The organism is Mucilaginibacter sp. 3215 (assembly GCF_050433785.1).
Classification (GTDB): Bacteria; Bacteroidota; Bacteroidia; order Sphingobacteriales; family Sphingobacteriaceae; genus Mucilaginibacter.
On the sequence record NZ_JBNPWO010000008.1, the window covers coordinates 194,542 to 210,329 of the forward strand.

The window sequence follows — 15,788 nt, forward strand, 5'->3', positions numbered from 1 at the left end:
CAAAAACTATTATTTAGAAGTTCCGACAGGTTATACTTTATGTCTTAATCCCCCCTGCAAAGCTATTCATTTAGCACTTCAGCAAATTACTTCCTATCCACATAATCCCTGAAATAACCGCACTCTTTCAATGCTTCTTTGTAGTACGCCGTGTTGTTGTATTTGCCCTTTAACTCAGCAAAGTATTTGTAATACGCGTCCGTAACCTGCTGACTGGCCTTTATATTAGCAAACTTATCGGCACCTTTAAATTCCGGATCATTATATATTTCATTCAGGGCACATTTGCTGAGCATAAATGTACACCGGGCACGCTGCTCATCTGTAGTGGCGTTTTGTCGGGCCAACTGATAATACTTCATCGCAATTTGCATCGATGTCAATTTATCATCCATGCGCTGTTCGCCTTGGTAATAATAGCGGCCGGTTGGCCCGGTAGCTACCACATCCGATTCGTAAAACAACCGGGCGTTACCGTAATACGTGATATTGTAATAGGCATTCGCAATGGCATAAGCATTACTGTATACGTTTTTGCCTTGCTTAATTTCTGTATTTATAGTATTAAGCGTTTGCAGAAAACTTAGCGGCGTATATTTTTGCTTTTGCGGGGCTGCATGATCACAGTCATGACAGTCAACTAATCTACCGGTAAAGGGGTTGCCTGCAAGCACAAAATCTTCGGGCTTCATTTTTTTGAGTTGAGCAATAGCTTCAGGTAACTTTTGCTGATAAACCAATGTGATAGCCTGATGGTAATATAAATTGTTAAGTGTTATAGGATAATAACGCAACATCGTTTGTTCAAAAGCAGTTTTATCCGGTTTGTTTAACAGATCTATCATGTGCTGCACCCTTGCGCTATCTGTATAAAAATCCTGCGCACTGTTGTTAAAACATACCTCCTTGATTAGGTTGCCTTGCTTTTTATAAAGCCGCGATATGGCAAGGTTACAAACCGAAATGGCATTATCAAACCGCAGATCTTTGATCTTAATCTTACTATCACGCAGGTTGGCAAGCCAGTTAAGGGGCTCCGTTAATTTTGCCTCCGCAGTGGCATCCATTTTTTTAAGGTTTTTGATATATAACATCAGGTCGAGCAACTTGCCCTGCGCTACGATCATTTTATCGCCGGCAGGGAACTGGCTTTTTGCCGTAGTATAAAACTTACCGGCTGCGGTGTAGTTGCTATCCAAAAAGTTAAGGTAACCTGCCGCGAGGTTCCAATAGTAAGGCTTGGCTGTATTATTTTTAAGGGCAATGTTTTCAACAAGCCGTTTACCATCGTTATCGGATCTTTTTACCGAATCGGCAGGTTTACCGTCTCCTGTTGTGGCCTCCCGGATGTTAATCAAGCGGCTCAACAGCAAATCCAGTTTTTCGGATTTTGGGTTGATAGCCGCGATAGTTTTTATAGCCCTTGCGGCATCATATTGTACCCCCATCATATGCCACAGGGTTATTCTCTCTTCCGGCGTTTTAGCAAGCCTGAGTGTGGCATTCCAATCACTTTCATTTTGCGGGTGGAAGCTCCAGAAACTCGGGATCTTTAATTTATAAGTGTAATCATAACAAAGGCTGTACAGGTAGTTTGATAGGGCGTAGTTTTTTTGCCTGTAATAATAACCAGCTACATAGCCCATTGTACGGTAGTAAATGAGGTTTTTAGGAAAATGCTCTTTGAACTGATTAAACAATTTAACAGTTATTGCCGACGACGAATTATCCAGGAAGTAATAATAACGAACAGCTTGAAACCATAAACGCTCCTTGATAAAAGGATCTGTTTCGGCATCGAAGGCACTAATCAGCGTTGAAGCCAGCTTTACCGGCGAATGATTGGGCTTTACCTTATCCCACGAATAATATTGATCGTTTACCGAATAAACCTCACTTATTTTGGCCAGCTTCAGGTAGCTATAAAAAGCTTTGAGCATTTTTGCTGATACAGTACCGGTACTCATAACGGGGTATTTAGCGGGCGATACTTTGAGCGAGCCGGCTGATTTTCGGGAAATGGAATCAACAGCGCCGGCACTGGCTTTAATAAGCAGGTACTGAAGTGATGCTTTGCTGAATTGATGGTTAAAATGATCGTACCATTCGTCAACAATAATATCGTTATACCAGGTATTGCTCCCATCCGTATAGCCTAAGCCATAGTAAACCTCGTTGCCGGTATAAAAGAATGGGGAGTATTGCTTGTTGACAAAATATTCGGGAGTGAAAACGGAATATTCTTCCTCGTACGAGTCGGCACAGGCCCAGATCACTCCGGCTATGGCCAGCGTGCATAGGCTAAAAACGAGCAGAAATTTGCGTAATGGTTTCCTCGTTAAATTTTGAAAGGTCGATATTGGCCAGTTCATAGTAGATGATAGTTGTATGTTTTTGTTTAGGCAGATGCTGTGTTAATTGTTGGGCAGCAGCGTTCAATGTATTGCTGTCCGTTTCTTCAAGTTTAAAAATATCATTTTGTTTGATATAAATTCCATCAAGAAAAAAGCTTGTTTTGGCCCGGTAATCTGCCTGCCCCTCAATTGGTTCAAAATGAACCTGATCAGTAAGTTGCCTTCGCCTTATTTTTCCATATACCTGGATCACCCGGCCCTCCCTGATATGAATAGCCCAGGAAAATAAAGGCAAGGCGATATCCAGCTTCAGGGGATAGCTGCCCAAGTAAACGATATACTTACCGGCATCATCTTCATTGTAAATTGAATTAGGCTGCTGCAGATCGGCGTTGAGCTTGCCCATGTTGTAAAACATCAGCACGCCTGCATCAACGGGTGGTATACCTGTACGCTCTTTAAATTTAACCTGGTGCAGCCTGATGGTAGCCTCCAGCCGTTTTTGGTTAAGCTTTTTAAATGCTTTAAGGAAGCTGAAGTATTTGTCCCGGGTACTTAATGACCAGTCGCAGTCGACCTGTACTTTGGTATAGCTGATCTTCTTTTCTGCGGACAGCTCATTTATTAGTTTATTGCAATGGCCGGCAAGGGCAGCAACAGCGGTATCTGCAGTGTTTTCAAAAGTTTTGTTTGTGATGTAGATAACCGGAGTAATATTTAAGCCTACCGGGAACTCATTGAGTTGCACAACGGCATTTGGATATGAGCGTTGTTCTTTATCGTTCCAGCTTACATCAAAAAAACGGATGTAGGCATTGTTACCGGTTTGTTTTAGTAAGGCCGCTTGCTGTTTATTGAGGATGAAGGCGGTTTTCCAGTAATAGAATGCAGTTGAGGCATTGCCGGGTTTTTTACAGGAGGTTAATGTAGATAGCAAAACTATAACTGTAAGCCAACCAAGAGATTTAAACATATTGAAACAGCAGACTATTTTATCGGAGTAAAGTACGGGATTTTTCGATAGATTGCTGAGGTGATACATGACTTATACTTTGCATGCGAACCACACAGCGCGGCCTTGCTACAGCGGAAAGCATAGGTTTAAGATAACGATCTACGATATGAAAAACATTCTTTTTATAAATGAACCTGATCTATACTTTGATAAAGATGAATTCATAGCCTGCCTTCCTGAAATTGACGGAGAAGATGAACTGTTAAAAGAGCTGAGTGCGGTGCTTAAATTTCCCGGTTATTTTGGACATAACTGGAATGCCGTTTACGATTGCCTGTGATTTTCATTGGATAGAAAAGAAAGGAGTTGTACTGGTGCATAATGTTATGCCCATGCTTACCGAAGAAAAACTAAAAGCATATATAGAGGTACTTCATGATGCAACTAAAAGCTGGGGCATTGATGAAGCACATTATTTTAAAGTGATTTTTCCTGTAAAATCAATGCCATTTTTAGAGTATATTTTAATGAATCTCAAATAAAAGCCCAGAACTTGTTTTGTACTGGTCGAAGTACGCTGTCGCTTAACTTCGACCAGTACAAGACCATTAATACCTTACTTATTCAATTTCTTTTCAACCGCACTACGTTGGTTGGAGCCTGCTGATTTCTTTGCCGCTTCCACCTTTTTTGCGGTTGTTCCTTCTTTGCGTGCTTCGTAGTTCAATTCATGTGGCTGCTCTGATACAGAGTTCCTTTCCACTTTTACGCCTCTTTTTGACATAGCTTTTCTTATTAGATGTAACAGATTAACAACGCTACATTTCAATGGTTTTAACCACCGGGTAAATAATTGTCTTTTTAAATTAATTACAACTAAATGAAATGTAGCTTGTTCAGCTATAAAGAAAAAAGCTATGAAAAACCTATTTGCACAAAAAAACAATACCGGATTATGGATCACAGCCAGCATAACAGGAGTTTTGGCAGCAGGCGCGGGGATCTGGTTTTACTTCCGTGGCAAAAGATCAGATGAAACAGCCGGCCCCCAACAGGAACACGTTCAGGATTACCTTGCAGCCAAACATCCCAAAAAGAAAAAACATAAAACCGATGTAGATGAACTGGCAGACCTGGTACATCATCAGGCAACCTGAAAAGACTGTATGCCCCTACCTGGTCGGAGTTAAGCAGCCGGCAAACTCCGACCAGCAGGGTTGTCGGCACGAACCAACTGGAAACAGCACAACCACCATTATAAATGTTATATATGAGAGGGAAACGTACCGGTACTTAAACAAGAATCTACTCTTCTGATGTCAGCATTACGGCGCACAGCGCCCTTATTGTTTCAGCTAACTTACCTTCGGCGTTTAACGCTACAAGTTCAGTCTCCCTAAAAACCCGTTTATGTGATTTCCCCTCGTGCTTTGCCTCAATGGTAATAAAGGCTTCGGCGTTTAAGCTATCAGGGCCTGATCTCGTTACCTTTAAAACTTCGAAGTTTGGCTCGAAAATCTCTTTTATTTTATCAATTATCTCCATATCTCAAAAATAAATGTATTAGTTTTAAAAAACATCAGATCCAACCGGGCTATTTTTCACATTTACTTATGTCTTGCTTTTAATAACCAACATTTGATTACCTCCTTTTTGAAATTCGTAGTTTACTTTTTGTATATCAATATTAAAATCGCGGCCAAGCACGTCAAGTAATTCGTCAAAAAACACAGGAGCCCCGGCATTGAGGTTCAATATTGGGAAGATCCGCAATTCGGGGCATATGCGCATGATCTCCCGTATCGCTTCTGTATGAAACTTTAACCCCAGATTATCATACAGCAATAAAAAATGAGAGCTTAGGCCCAACTCAAATGCATTATCAGCGAAAGAGGTTTTAGCGGGCATGGCATGTTTAATATATCTTTGCCGAAAGCAGTCCTGGTCAAAATCCCGCAGAAAATGGTTCATCGCAGTCATTCTTATTTCCTGCAGTTCTTCCACATCTTTAATGTTGTTCCAAACAAACTTATCGGCGTTAGCCCTCACCTGGCCTATCACTTCTACACAGGTTTCATCAATCCGTTTTCGGATATCATCAGTCGAAAATTGATATAAAGGATCGATGGAGATAACCCGCTCACCCATTGCGTGCATCTCCGCATTAAAACTTGCCGGACCATCACCTATACTGACGATCTTTTTGATAACATCACCGGCGCTAAGGTTAAACATTTGCTGATATTCGGTAAACGTGCGGCCCCAGGGCACAACGCTATTTAATTCAAAAGCCATTATTATAATTTTGTTATGGATAAAAAAAAACGGACCTGTATAATGATACTGCCGGAAGGATATTGAAAAAAGGACTAATACCCGATAGTCGTTATGATCCCGGCTGCACAAAGCTGTGACGCCACCAATTGAGTTTGGTTATGTGAGAATTGATCATTGATGAGCAAGATATGATTAAAGACTGGCAATAGCAAGGTTTGTTACTTATTCCAAATGCTAACCAACATAAGACCGACGTAATCCCTGCTACCGTAAGGCTATGGCCCCTGATACATATGCCGAACACAGCGACGGCCACGACAGGTAACACTGTTTTGAATTGGATTTAAAGTACCCTAAAAACAAAAAAGAGCAGATGCTCATCCAAACACCTGCTCTTTTTAAAGATCTTTAATTTGTGCCATTTTCAAACAGTTGCACTTCTGAATTTTTACAGTTTTATTTCTTCGTCTTTTGATGAGAAGAAATGGAATTCCGTGATCTGGTACGATGGGTTATTTTTAACCTTTATCCATTGGCCATATTTGATAAACCACTTCATTTGGCGGTTATAAATGCCCTTTTTAATAAAAGCCTCTATATATGGGTGTACGCACAGAGTTATGCCTTTTTCGTTTTGCTCGGTAAGGATGTAATTGAAGTTGTTCTCAATATCATCCATAAGCAAAATGGTTGGCCTGATAGTACCTGTACCATTACAGGTAGGGCAAACCTCGCTGGTAACAATGTTCATTTCGGGCCTTACCCGCTGACGGGTGATCTGCACCAATCCAAATTTGCTTGGTGGCAAAATGGTGTGCTTGGCCCGGTCGTACTGCATTTCGGCACGCAGAAAATCAAAAAGCTCCTTACGGTTCTGCGGTTTGTGCATGTCGATAAAATCAATCACCACAATGCCGCCCATATCGCGCAGGCGTAACTGCCTTGCAATTTCTTTGGCAGCTTCCTTGTTTACCTGGTAAGCGTTTTCTTCCTGGTTTTCTTTGCTGGCTGTGCGGTTACCGCTGTTTACGTCAATAACGTGCAGGGCTTCGGTATGCTCAATTACCAGGTAAGCGCCACCGGCAAGGTTAACGGTTTTTCCAAACGCGCCTTTGATCTGTTTCTCGATACCGAAGTGCTCAAATATAGGCTCCTTGTGCTTGTGCAGTCGGACTATACTTTCCATATCTGGCGATATTTCATGAACGTATGACCGAATTTCTTCGAACATACTATTGTCATTGGTATAAATATGCTGAAAATCAGGGTTCAAGATATCCCTGAGGATAGTTGATGTGCGCCCTATTTCGCCCAATACCTTTTTTGAAGGCTCAACAGAAGGCAGCTTGGTAATAAACTGTTCCCATTTCGAGATCAGGTCAAGCAAATCTTTCTGCAGCTCATCAACCCCTTTACCTTCGGAAACTGTACGGATGATAACGCCAAAATGCTTTGGCTTAATGCTTTCAACTACTTTACGGAGCCGCGTACGCTCGGTGTTGCTTTTTATCTTTTTCGAAATAGAAATTGCTTCCGAAAAGGGTACTAAAACAACATACCGCCCTGCTATCGACAGATCGGAACTTAAACGCGGCCCCTTAGTTGATATGGGTTCTTTGGCTATCTGTACCGGGATAAGCTGGTTTTTGGTTAATATCTCAGAGATCTTTCCTCCCTTATTGATATCGGCCTCAAGCTTAAACCCATCCAATAGCTTTGACTGATATCCCCCGCTACGTACTTGCTTGGTTAGCTTAAGCAGGCTTTGTACCTGCGGACCAAGATCAAGATAATGCAAAAAGGCATCCTTCTCATAGCCAACGTCAACAAAGGCGGCATTTAGGCTGGGCATGATCTTTTTGATACGGCCCAGATAAATATCGCCAACTGTATAGTTGTTGCTTACCTGTTCTTTGTGAAGCTCTACGAGTTGTTTATCCTGTAATAATGCAATGGTAGCCCCGTTGGGGGATGAATCGATAATTAATTCTTTTATCAATTGCTACTCCATTTCTTATAACGGTAAAAACCGTGTGTTAATAAGTGGGTAAAAAACACTAATAATAAAAAGTACCCGCCCCGTATTTGAGGCAGGTAAAACATTAATGTTTAGTCTTAAGTCGTTAATCTTAAGCACAAAGTCTTTGACTTTAAACTTAAGACTAAGTACTACCGACTTAACACAAATGCTTATTTCTTTTTATGTCTGTTTTTTCTTAAACGTTTTTTACGTTTGTGGGTAGCCATTTTGTGTCTTTTACGTTTTTTACCGCTCGGCATAATAATAATTTTTAAATGTGTGTTAGTTATTTAATTCCTTAATATATCCATCAATGCGCTGACTGAAAACAGGGTCAGGCATCATTTCTTTGCATTTCTGGTAAGCGTCGATAGCTTCCTTTTTCATACCTAATTGCTTATAGCTTTCGGCTAAATAAAAAGTAGGTTCCAGTTCCTGCTTTTGCGCAAGCAGTGTTTTAAACCTGCTTACCGCTTTTTCATACTGACCCGATTTCATGGCGAACATACCTAAGTTAAGGTTGGCGTTCCAGTTCTTCGGGTCTTTTTTAACAACCTCAAGCAACAGCGCAATACCCTGCATAGGGCCGGCTGCGCCGTTAACATAAGCTATGCCCAACCCGGTTTTGCCTTCAAGGCTTTCGGGTTGTAATTTCAAAGCATTTTGAAATGCTTCGGCAGCATCATTCACAAACGCAGGTTGAAATAAAGTATCCTGTGTAAGTTTATATGCATCATTAAAACGGCTACCTGCGCTTATCCAGTCTTGTACCTTGTTTTCTTTGCGGGCTAATGCCTGGTAGTAAAACGCTGCTGGTGCAGGCTGGTTAACATCGTCCCAGTGCTTGGCAAGCTGCGCTTGCAAAGCTGGCGCATCTGCGTCTGATGCTTTTTTCAACTGGGCTTCAAGGTCATTGATCTTAGCCGCCAATGCATCCCCAATAGCTGCTTTGGCAGGGGCCGATACCATATCAACGGTAACATTAGCTGCCGGTTTAGCGGCGCCTGCAGAGGCGGCCATGGCCGGTTTGCCGTTTTTATCGTCTTTTGGTTTTACCAAACCTTTTACGGGCAACCAATACAAATAGCCCATAATAACAACTACGGCTGCACTAACGACTATTTGTTTTTTATTCATGATGGCGTATAATTATTTTTTGCTGGTTTTGTTACCTGACTTTACTTTCTCAACAAAAGTTTTGGCCGGTTTAAAGCTTGGCACAAAGTGCTCAGGGATAATGATGGCAGTATTTTTTGAAATGTTACGTGCTGTTTTCTTAGCTCTTTTTTTAACCACAAAGCTACCGAATCCTCTTACATATACGTTTTCGCCGCCAACCATCGAGCTTTTAACAACTTTGAAAAACGCCTCAACAGTTTCCTGCACGTCTACTTTCTCTATACCTGTTTTTGATGAGATTTCAGTTATAATTTCTGCCTTAGTCATATCTTATTTACTTAATTTAATTTTATAAATACTTAACTGTTTTGGGGTTGCAAAAGTATTGCTTTATCCGTTAACAGCGAAATATTTATCCGTTTTTTTTTGCCAGCGGCGTAAAACCTACATTTTCGTTACAATTTTGAGTATGAGAGGCTTATAAATTACTGGTTAAACATCAATTTGCCGGTGTAAAGAAGTGTGAAAAAAAGTGTGAAAATCTATCAATCCAACTGGTAGCAAAGGCCTTGTACTTTCACAGGTTAGTTGCCATTCTTTTATCTTTATTTTAAAATTTCAGATCCCCGGCCTCCTGGCTTTTCCCTGGTTCGCGACTCTTTGATTTCCTATCTCCCGATTACCCTCTTGTTTCTTGTTTCTTGATTCTTGACTCTTGACTCTTCCCCTGTCTCCTGCCTTCCTCTCCTCTTGCTTCCTGATTCTTGCCTTCTTGTTTCCTGCCTTCTTGTTTCCTGCCTTCTTGTTTCTTAATTACTTTTACAACAATGAATTTTACCGACGAAGTGGTACAATGGTACTTAAACAACAAACGAAACCTGCCCTGGCGCAATACTACCGATCCTTATGTGATCTGGCTATCTGAGATCATATTGCAGCAAACCCGGGTAGAACAGGGCATGCCATATTTTTATCGCTTCCTGGAAAAATATCCTGATGTAAGCAGTTTTGCCGCTGCTCATGAAGATGAGATCCTGAAGCTGTGGCAGGGACTGGGTTACTACTCCAGGGGGCGCAACATGCTTAAAACAGCCCGGCTGGTACAGGAGCTCCATAACGGCCGTTTCCCGGATAGCTATAATGAACTGATAAAACTAAAAGGTATTGGCGAATATACGGCAGCCGCTATCGCTTCGTTTGCGGCTAATGAAGCTAAAGCCGTGGTAGACGGTAACGTTTATCGTGTACTTGCACGATACCTGGGTATCTATGAGCCCATCAACTCAACCGGGGGTAAAAAAACATTTCAGCAGGCCGCCGATGATTTTCTTAATAAGAAAATGCCGGGACTGCACAATCAGGCCATGATGGAGTTTGGTGCCATGTTGTGCAAACCTAAAAATCCAGCCTGTGGTATTTGCCCTGTCCGAATGGGTTGCGTGGCCTTTAACACCAATGCTGTTGCCGCTCTCCCGGTAAAATTAAAAACTGTAAAAGTACGTGAGCGCTTTTTTAATTATTTCCTGGTAACCAACGGCGATACCGTTTTGATGAACAAAAGGGGCGATAAAGACATCTGGGCCAATATGTTTGATTTGCCTATGGTAGAAACAAGCTCACTTTTAACCCTGACAACGCTATTGAAACAACCCGAAGTTTTAGCTGTTTTTGGTGATGATATTAAAGCTGCTGAAATTTCGCCGGTGCATAAACACATCCTTACACATCAGCGGCTTTTTGTAAGGCTGATAAAAATTGAAAACCAACCCCTCAAAACGCACGAAAACTGGGTTAAAATCAACGTTCAGAACCTGCCGGAGTTAGCTTTACCAAAAATCATTTTTATATTATTAAAAAATATTTTTAATTTGTAAAATAATTTTGCGTTAATTTATGGCATGTCTGGAATAAACAAAGTAATACTCGTTGGTCACTTAGGCAAAGACCCTGAAGTACGGAATTTAGAAGGTGGCGTATCTGTTACGAGTTTCCCTTTAGCTACTTCCGAAACTTTTAATAAAGATGGCCGCAAGGTTGAACAAACCGAATGGCATAATATTGTAATGTGGCGCGGACTGGCAGAAGTAGCGGCCAGGTTTCTTTCAAAAGGAAAGCTGGTTTACATCGAGGGCAAACTCCGCACCCGCTCATTTGAGGATAAGGAAGGTATAAAAAAATACACTACCGAAATTGTGGCCGAAAACTTCACTATGCTTGGCCGCAAGAGTGATTTTGATGCCGAGCCGTTAAAATCACCCTCAAAAAACGGGGACTCGTTTATAGATCATTTAAATGCCGAAGACTATTAAATTACCGATACTTACTAAAACATCCCAAAGAAAAAATGCCGGTAACACTTGTCACTGGCATTTTTCATATCCCGTAGAATTATAAATCGGTTATTGCTTAAAATAGTTCACACCCTGCGGCGCGGTACAATCGTCGGCCGGTCCGCATATATATGTCAGCGTAAGTACATTCCCTCCGGCATTTAAAACCATAGTGTAGTTGGCCGTTACCGCAATGACGTTGCTAACCGCCGCCAGTTCGGAAACCGGGCCAAAAGCATTGTTTTTGTTTTGATAATCGGTTATATCATACAAGGTTAATACCGAATTTTGGATCTTATATTTTCCAACCCGTTTTGACGCTGTTCCGATAAGCTTTTTGGAAACCGAGTCGATACTGGTCACCGTGCCTTCAAATGTGTGGTCGGTTTTAAAATCGTATTCATATTGTGTCCCTTGTTTTGAAAAAGCAGCAGGAACAATCCATTTTCCGGATATGTTTAGCTCGCTGTTTGTTACCGTCTCTTTATGACAGCCCCAAAAAGCCGTTACTAAAACAATGGCTAACAAGCCTAACACTTTTGCAGGATTCGTAATTTGCTTCATATCAATGATTACGCTAAAAAAAGCGTAATGATACAGCAGCATATTCTTTTTCCCGGCAAAAGCAAAAGCCCTCATATAATGAACTATATGAGGGCTTTGCCTGTTAATATATTTATCTTCCTCCAGGAGGGCATTTAGCTTTCAAATACTGTGTAAACAACGTGCGCAAATGCTGTGTTGTACCTTCGCCTTCCGATATCGAATGCGTACGGTTAGGGTATGACATCAGCTGGAACTGCCTGTTGTATTTCACCAGTTCATCAATCAGCAACTCGGCATTTTTGTAATGCACATTATCATCGCCCGTACCATGAATGTAAAGCAAGTTGCCTTTCAAATTCTTAGCATAAGTAACCGGCGAACCTTTGATAAACACTGCACGGCCGGCATCATCGCTTGGTACGCCCATGTAGCGCTCCTGGTAAATGTTATCATAAGTAAGCTGGTTGCCTACTGCTGCTACTGCTATCCCTGTTTTATAAATATCTCCATACTGAAACATCAGGTTAAGGGTAGATGAACCGCCGCCGCTCCAGCCGTGTACTGCTATACGGGTTGAGTCGACAAATGGCCATTTAATGATCTCTCTGGCTGCCATAGCCTGGTCGCGGATGTTGATAATACCTATGTTCTTGTAAATAGCCTTGCGCCAGGCTGTGCCTTTAGGGGCAGGCGCACCACGACCTTCAACCGACATGTAAATATACCCGTCATCTGCCATGCTGCCTTCATACAGCCTGTTACGGCCAGTACCCCAGGTATCTGTTACGGTTTGCCCAGCCGGTTCGCCATAAACGGTAAACAGTACCGGGTATTTTTTATTCGGGTCGAAATTGGTTGGTTTTACCATCCAGCCGTCCATTTCAATGCCATCAACAGTTTTTACTTTGAAAAACTCGGGTTTATTTTTAGCGTTTTTATCAACCGTTATTACAGTACCGCCAATATGCTTATGAGCTGGCAAACTGATCACCTCGCTTTGCGGGTGGGTATAGCTGTTGCTGAAATTGTGCAGCGCAACCTTGCCGTTAGGCGAAATATCATAGCTATGCGTTCCTGGCTCACCAGCAGGCGAAACACGCTCGGCCGTGCCGCCGCTTAATTTTATTTTGTAAAGATATTTCTGTGTAGCATTATCCGGCGAAGCAATGAAGTATACATAACCCAGAGCTTCGTCGATCATGTCGATACCAATCACATCATAGTTGCCTTTAGTGATCAGGCTTTCTTTGCCTTCGCGGGTTATTTTATACAAATGGCGCCAGCCGTCCTTTTCGCTCAGCCATAAAAAACTTTTGCCTTTTTCAATCCAGCCCCAGCCTACCGGGTCGCCGCCGGCCACACGCGCTTTAACGTCAATCCATGAATCATTATGCTCTTCGCGGATCACACGGGTGGTACCGTTTGACACGTTGCCTATAAATACCCGGCTTTCATTTTGCGCACGGTTCAGTTGTTCAAGAATAACTTCGCTCGAGTTATCGGCCCATTCCATATTAGGGATGTAATGCTGTACGGCATCGCCGGGCACATTGATCCACGTGGTTTTACCGGTAACGGTATTAACAACGCCCACTTTGCATGAGCTTGGATCTTCGCCCGCAACAGGGTACTCAACCGGCACAACATAAGGATAAACCGAATCAGTAGTGTTCAGCATCAAATAGGTTTTGATCTTGCTGGCGTCTAATTGCCAGTACGCTATTGATTTACTATCCGGCGACCAGCGGAAACCATCGCGGCAGCCAAACTCTTCCTCATAAGCCCAGTCAAAAGTACCGTTGATAAGCGTTTGGGTACCGTCAGTAGTTAATTGTTTTAACGAACCATCGGCCAAATCTTCCATGTAAATGTTATGCCCGCTTACGTAAGCAGCTTTACTGCCATCGGGCGAAAATTTGGCGAACATCAGTGATGAAGCCGGCAGGCTTTTACCCAACTGCCAAAGCTTTTTGGTATTAGAATCATACACCCAGTAGTCGCCACGGGTGTCATAGCGCCATACTTTTTTGGTATTGGTATTGATAAGGACTTTTTTGTTATCATCGCTCACCGTAAACCTTTTTACACTGATAGGCGCTTTGCCTGCAGGCGTCAATTCTTCTTTGGTGATAAAAACAGTTTTTTTTGAGGTATCACGGGCATCAATCATGATAATTTGCCCGCCGGTTATGCGGTAATACTGATAGCCGTCTTTTGTCCAGTTAACGGCGGTCCGTTGCGCCCGGGCCGTATTTTGCAGTAAGATTAACAATAGCGTAGTAAGGAAAAAAAATCCCGAACGGTAAAATTTCATATACATTTAGTTTGAATTAATAGAGCGGCGATATTTTTATTTATTAAATAACGTCACTGTAAATTTTGCGTTAAATTAGCACAATAAAGAAATCTAAAGCCCTCTGTAATGAAAAAAATACCTCTATTGCTCGCTGCCTGCATGTTATTTTTCACATCGGTAAACGCCCAGCGAGCCGACAGGAGCAAGTTCATTAAAGACAGTTTAGACCTCTATATCAGCAAGGCCTTAACCAACTGGCGCGTGCCCGGCATAGCTGTTTGTATTGTGAAAGATAACAAAGTTGTGCTGATGAAAGGTTATGGCATTAAAGAGCTTGGCCTCATGAACAAGGTAGATGAAAACACCTTGTTCATGATAGGCAGCAATACCAAAGCTTTCACGGCAACTGCGCTTGCTATGCTGGAGGCAAACAAAAAACTGTCGTTAGATGACAAGGTAACCAAATACATACCGGAATTTAAGCTGGAAGACAAAAACGCAAGCGACCAGGTAATAGTGCGCGACCTCCTTTGCCACCGCCTCGGCTTCCGAACCTTCCAGGGCGATTTTACTTTTTACAATACCAACCTTACCCGCCAGGAGGTAATTCAGCGTTTGGGCAAGCTTAAAGCAACTTATCCGTTCCGTACACGCTGGGGATATACCAACGCCGCATTTTTAACGGCCGGCGAGATCATTCCGAAGGTTACCAACGGACACTCATGGGAAGCTTACTTAAAGGAAGCCATTTTTGCACCACTGGGCATGGGCAATACTTTGGCCCTAAGCAAGGATTTACCGACATCCTTAAACCGCACGGTGCCGCATACTATTGTCGACGGCAGGCTTACCCCAATCCCTTATTGCCAGATAGATGGCCTGGCGCCTGCCGGGGCTATCAGTTCGTCGGTAAATGATATGAGCAAATGGGCACTTGCTTTACTGAACGATGGTAAGGTTGGGCAGCGCCAGGTGATCCCTTCCTCAGCCATCCAGGCAACACGTGTGCCGCAGGATATTGTGAGCAGTGTCCATCATATGAACGGCGAAAATAACTTTGAGCTGTATGGTTTAGGCTGGTTTATCCAGGATTACTCGGGCCACAGGCTGGTGATGCATGATGGCGGGGTTAACGGCTATTTGTCGTCAGTAACGCTTTCGCCTCAGGATAACCTGGGTATCATCATATTAACCAATACTGATCAGAACCTGTTGTTTGAGGCCCTGCGCTGGGATATTTTAGATGCTTACTTCAAACAACCTTTCCGCAACTACAGCGAGGGTTATTTAAAACAATACAAAGCTAATATCGCAACCGAACAGGCCGAAGATAAAAAGCTGAGGGATTCTGTACTGTTAAACCCCAAACCAATGTTGCTGCCAAACAAATACATTGGCAAATACAGCAACGATTTTTATGGCAGCATGGAGGTTACCCAGGGCGAGGGCAACAATCTCGAAATGCGCTTTGAGCATCATCCTAAAATGTATGCCTTGCTAAAACCACTGGGCGGTAACCGCTTTTATGTAACTTTTTCTGATCCTACCCTGGGGAAAGCTGTATTTCCGTTCATGGTACAAAACGGCGAGGTTACGGGAGTACGCGTAAAAGTGGCTGATTTTGTAGAGCGGGGCGCGTATGATTTTAAAAAGAATTAGGGAGTGACATTGCCGCCAACCTCGTTGTTAAGTGTTTAAAACCGGCGGCCTCTGAAGGTTAGATGACAAAGAGGGCTTGTCAGTCTGAGCCCGTCGAAGACTCGTGTGCAGAGGCCTGCCCGCCATGCTTCGAGAGCCTACCCATGACAAGATAAAAAATGTGGTTTTTCGCAGCAGATCAGCTTCGGGTGAAAACGAGCAGAACGATGCTGGGCGGTGCGGCTGCAGGGGC

At 42.7% G+C, this 15,788-nt stretch carries 16 protein-coding genes; 6 read left to right on the top strand and 10 right to left on the bottom strand.

The features are described 5' to 3' along the window. Positions 1–86: 86 nt before the first annotated feature. Complete coding sequence (locus ABIC84_RS15535; protein WP_429264123.1) at positions 87–2,372, bottom strand: hypothetical protein; 2,286 nt, start codon at positions 2,370–2,372, stop codon at positions 87–89. Continuing rightward, a complete protein-coding gene (locus ABIC84_RS15540) occupies positions 2,302–3,327 on the bottom strand; it encodes a hypothetical protein (RefSeq protein ID WP_429264124.1) in 1,026 nt (341 codons plus the stop codon). The genes ABIC84_RS15535 and ABIC84_RS15540 overlap by 71 nt, the downstream gene beginning before the upstream one ends. 148 nt (positions 3,328–3,475) lie before the next feature. Between ABIC84_RS15540 and ABIC84_RS15545 the strand changes: the two genes are divergently transcribed. After that, positions 3,476–3,649 (top strand): barstar family protein, encoded by a 174-nt coding sequence (locus ABIC84_RS15545; protein ID WP_429264125.1) that lies wholly within the window; start codon positions 3,476–3,478, stop codon positions 3,647–3,649. Continuing rightward, entirely contained in the window at positions 3,627–3,851 is a 225-nt protein-coding gene (locus tag ABIC84_RS15550; protein WP_429264126.1) for a hypothetical protein, read from the top strand. Before ABIC84_RS15545 ends, ABIC84_RS15550 begins: the two co-directional genes overlap by 23 nt. Positions 3,852–3,925: 74 nt before the next feature. Here the strand turns inward: ABIC84_RS15550 and ABIC84_RS15555 are convergent, their stop codons facing one another. After that, a complete protein-coding gene (locus ABIC84_RS15555; RefSeq protein WP_176628781.1) occupies positions 3,926–4,093 on the bottom strand; it encodes a DUF3606 domain-containing protein in 168 nt (55 codons plus the stop codon). A gap of 133 nt (positions 4,094–4,226) precedes the next feature. On the opposite strand from ABIC84_RS15555, the gene ABIC84_RS15560 reads away from it, so the two are divergent. Further along, entirely contained in the window at positions 4,227–4,466 is a 240-nt protein-coding gene (locus ABIC84_RS15560) for a hypothetical protein (protein ID WP_429264127.1), read from the top strand. Between the two features lie 148 nt (positions 4,467–4,614). On the opposite strand, the gene ABIC84_RS15565 is transcribed toward ABIC84_RS15560, so the two are convergent. The 5 genes from ABIC84_RS15565 to ABIC84_RS15585 all read right to left on the bottom strand — a co-directional run bounded on the left by ABIC84_RS15565 (position 4,615) and on the right by ABIC84_RS15585 (position 9,052). Beyond that, complete coding sequence (locus tag ABIC84_RS15565; RefSeq protein WP_176628779.1) at positions 4,615–4,854, bottom strand: hypothetical protein; 240 nt, start codon at positions 4,852–4,854, stop codon at positions 4,615–4,617. Positions 4,855–4,920: 66 nt separating this feature from the next. Continuing rightward, on the bottom strand, positions 4,921–5,604 hold the full coding sequence (locus ABIC84_RS15570; RefSeq protein ID WP_429264128.1) for a hypothetical protein: 684 nt from the start codon (positions 5,602–5,604) through the stop codon (positions 4,921–4,923). 430 nt (positions 5,605–6,034) lie between these two features. Next, on the bottom strand, positions 6,035–7,585 hold the full coding sequence (locus ABIC84_RS15575) for an Rne/Rng family ribonuclease (protein ID WP_426582534.1): 1,551 nt from the start codon (positions 7,583–7,585) through the stop codon (positions 6,035–6,037). Between the two features lie 303 nt (positions 7,586–7,888). Beyond that, on the bottom strand, positions 7,889–8,743 hold the full coding sequence (locus ABIC84_RS15580) for a tetratricopeptide repeat protein (protein ID WP_429264129.1): 855 nt from the start codon (positions 8,741–8,743) through the stop codon (positions 7,889–7,891). A 12-nt stretch (positions 8,744–8,755) separates the two neighbouring features. Then, the gene (locus tag ABIC84_RS15585) at positions 8,756–9,052 is read right to left on the bottom strand and encodes an HU family DNA-binding protein (protein WP_090534644.1); all 297 of its coding nucleotides are present in this window, start codon (positions 9,050–9,052) and stop codon (positions 8,756–8,758) included. 500 nt (positions 9,053–9,552) lie between these two features. Between ABIC84_RS15585 and mutY the strand changes: the two genes are divergently transcribed. Together mutY and ABIC84_RS15595 are read left to right on the top strand one after the other, a co-directional pair. Next, entirely contained in the window at positions 9,553–10,599 is a 1,047-nt protein-coding gene (mutY, locus tag ABIC84_RS15590; RefSeq protein WP_429264130.1) for an A/G-specific adenine glycosylase, read from the top strand. Positions 10,600–10,623: 24 nt separating this feature from the next. Further along, positions 10,624–11,034 carry a single-stranded DNA-binding protein gene (locus ABIC84_RS15595; protein ID WP_426582541.1) on the top strand — a complete coding sequence of 137 codons (411 nt, stop codon included), beginning with the start codon at positions 10,624–10,626 and terminating at the stop codon, positions 11,032–11,034. Between the two features lie 90 nt (positions 11,035–11,124). Here ABIC84_RS15595 and ABIC84_RS15600 read toward each other — a convergent pair whose 3' ends face one another. Next, a complete protein-coding gene (locus ABIC84_RS15600) occupies positions 11,125–11,619 on the bottom strand; it encodes a hypothetical protein (RefSeq protein WP_426582543.1) in 495 nt (164 codons plus the stop codon). Between the two features lie 112 nt (positions 11,620–11,731). Next, positions 11,732–13,921 carry a S9 family peptidase gene (locus tag ABIC84_RS15605; RefSeq protein ID WP_429264131.1) on the bottom strand — a complete coding sequence of 730 codons (2,190 nt, stop codon included), beginning with the start codon at positions 13,919–13,921 and terminating at the stop codon, positions 11,732–11,734. 102 nt (positions 13,922–14,023) lie between these two features. On the opposite strand from ABIC84_RS15605, the gene ABIC84_RS15610 reads away from it, so the two are divergent. Further along, the gene (locus ABIC84_RS15610) at positions 14,024–15,556 is read left to right on the top strand and encodes a serine hydrolase (protein WP_426582547.1); all 1,533 of its coding nucleotides are present in this window, start codon (positions 14,024–14,026) and stop codon (positions 15,554–15,556) included. Positions 15,557–15,788: the final 232 nt, after the last annotated feature.

Excerpts from the sequence above, each read along its gene's own strand:
- ABIC84_RS15555 (WP_176628781.1), bottom strand. The coding sequence starts at position 4,093 with ATGTCAAAAAGAGGCGTAAAAGTGGAAAGGAACTCTGTATCAGAGCAG.
- ABIC84_RS15580 (WP_429264129.1), bottom strand. The coding sequence starts at position 8,743 with ATGAATAAAAAACAAATAGTCGTTAGTGCAGCCGTAGTTGTTATTATG.
- ABIC84_RS15550 (WP_429264126.1), top strand. The coding sequence starts at position 3,627 with ATGCCGTTTACGATTGCCTGTGATTTTCATTGGATAGAAAAGAAAGGA.
- ABIC84_RS15565 (WP_176628779.1), bottom strand. The coding sequence starts at position 4,854 with ATGGAGATAATTGATAAAATAAAAGAGATTTTCGAGCCAAACTTCGAA.
- ABIC84_RS15560 (WP_429264127.1), top strand. The coding sequence starts at position 4,227 with ATGAAAAACCTATTTGCACAAAAAAACAATACCGGATTATGGATCACA.
- ABIC84_RS15545 (WP_429264125.1), top strand. The coding sequence starts at position 3,476 with ATGAAAAACATTCTTTTTATAAATGAACCTGATCTATACTTTGATAAA.
- ABIC84_RS15570 (WP_429264128.1), bottom strand. The coding sequence starts at position 5,604 with ATGGCTTTTGAATTAAATAGCGTTGTGCCCTGGGGCCGCACGTTTACC.
- ABIC84_RS15600 (WP_426582543.1), bottom strand. The coding sequence starts at position 11,619 with ATGAAGCAAATTACGAATCCTGCAAAAGTGTTAGGCTTGTTAGCCATT.
- ABIC84_RS15595 (WP_426582541.1), top strand. The coding sequence starts at position 10,624 with ATGTCTGGAATAAACAAAGTAATACTCGTTGGTCACTTAGGCAAAGAC.
- ABIC84_RS15540 (WP_429264124.1), bottom strand. The coding sequence starts at position 3,327 with ATGTTTAAATCTCTTGGTTGGCTTACAGTTATAGTTTTGCTATCTACA.
- ABIC84_RS15585 (WP_090534644.1), bottom strand. The coding sequence starts at position 9,052 with ATGACTAAGGCAGAAATTATAACTGAAATCTCATCAAAAACAGGTATA.
- ABIC84_RS15605 (WP_429264131.1), bottom strand. The coding sequence starts at position 13,921 with ATGTATATGAAATTTTACCGTTCGGGATTTTTTTTCCTTACTACGCTA.
- ABIC84_RS15610 (WP_426582547.1), top strand. The coding sequence starts at position 14,024 with ATGAAAAAAATACCTCTATTGCTCGCTGCCTGCATGTTATTTTTCACA.
- mutY (WP_429264130.1), top strand. The coding sequence starts at position 9,553 with ATGAATTTTACCGACGAAGTGGTACAATGGTACTTAAACAACAAACGA.
- ABIC84_RS15535 (WP_429264123.1), bottom strand. The coding sequence starts at position 2,372 with ATGAACTGGCCAATATCGACCTTTCAAAATTTAACGAGGAAACCATTA.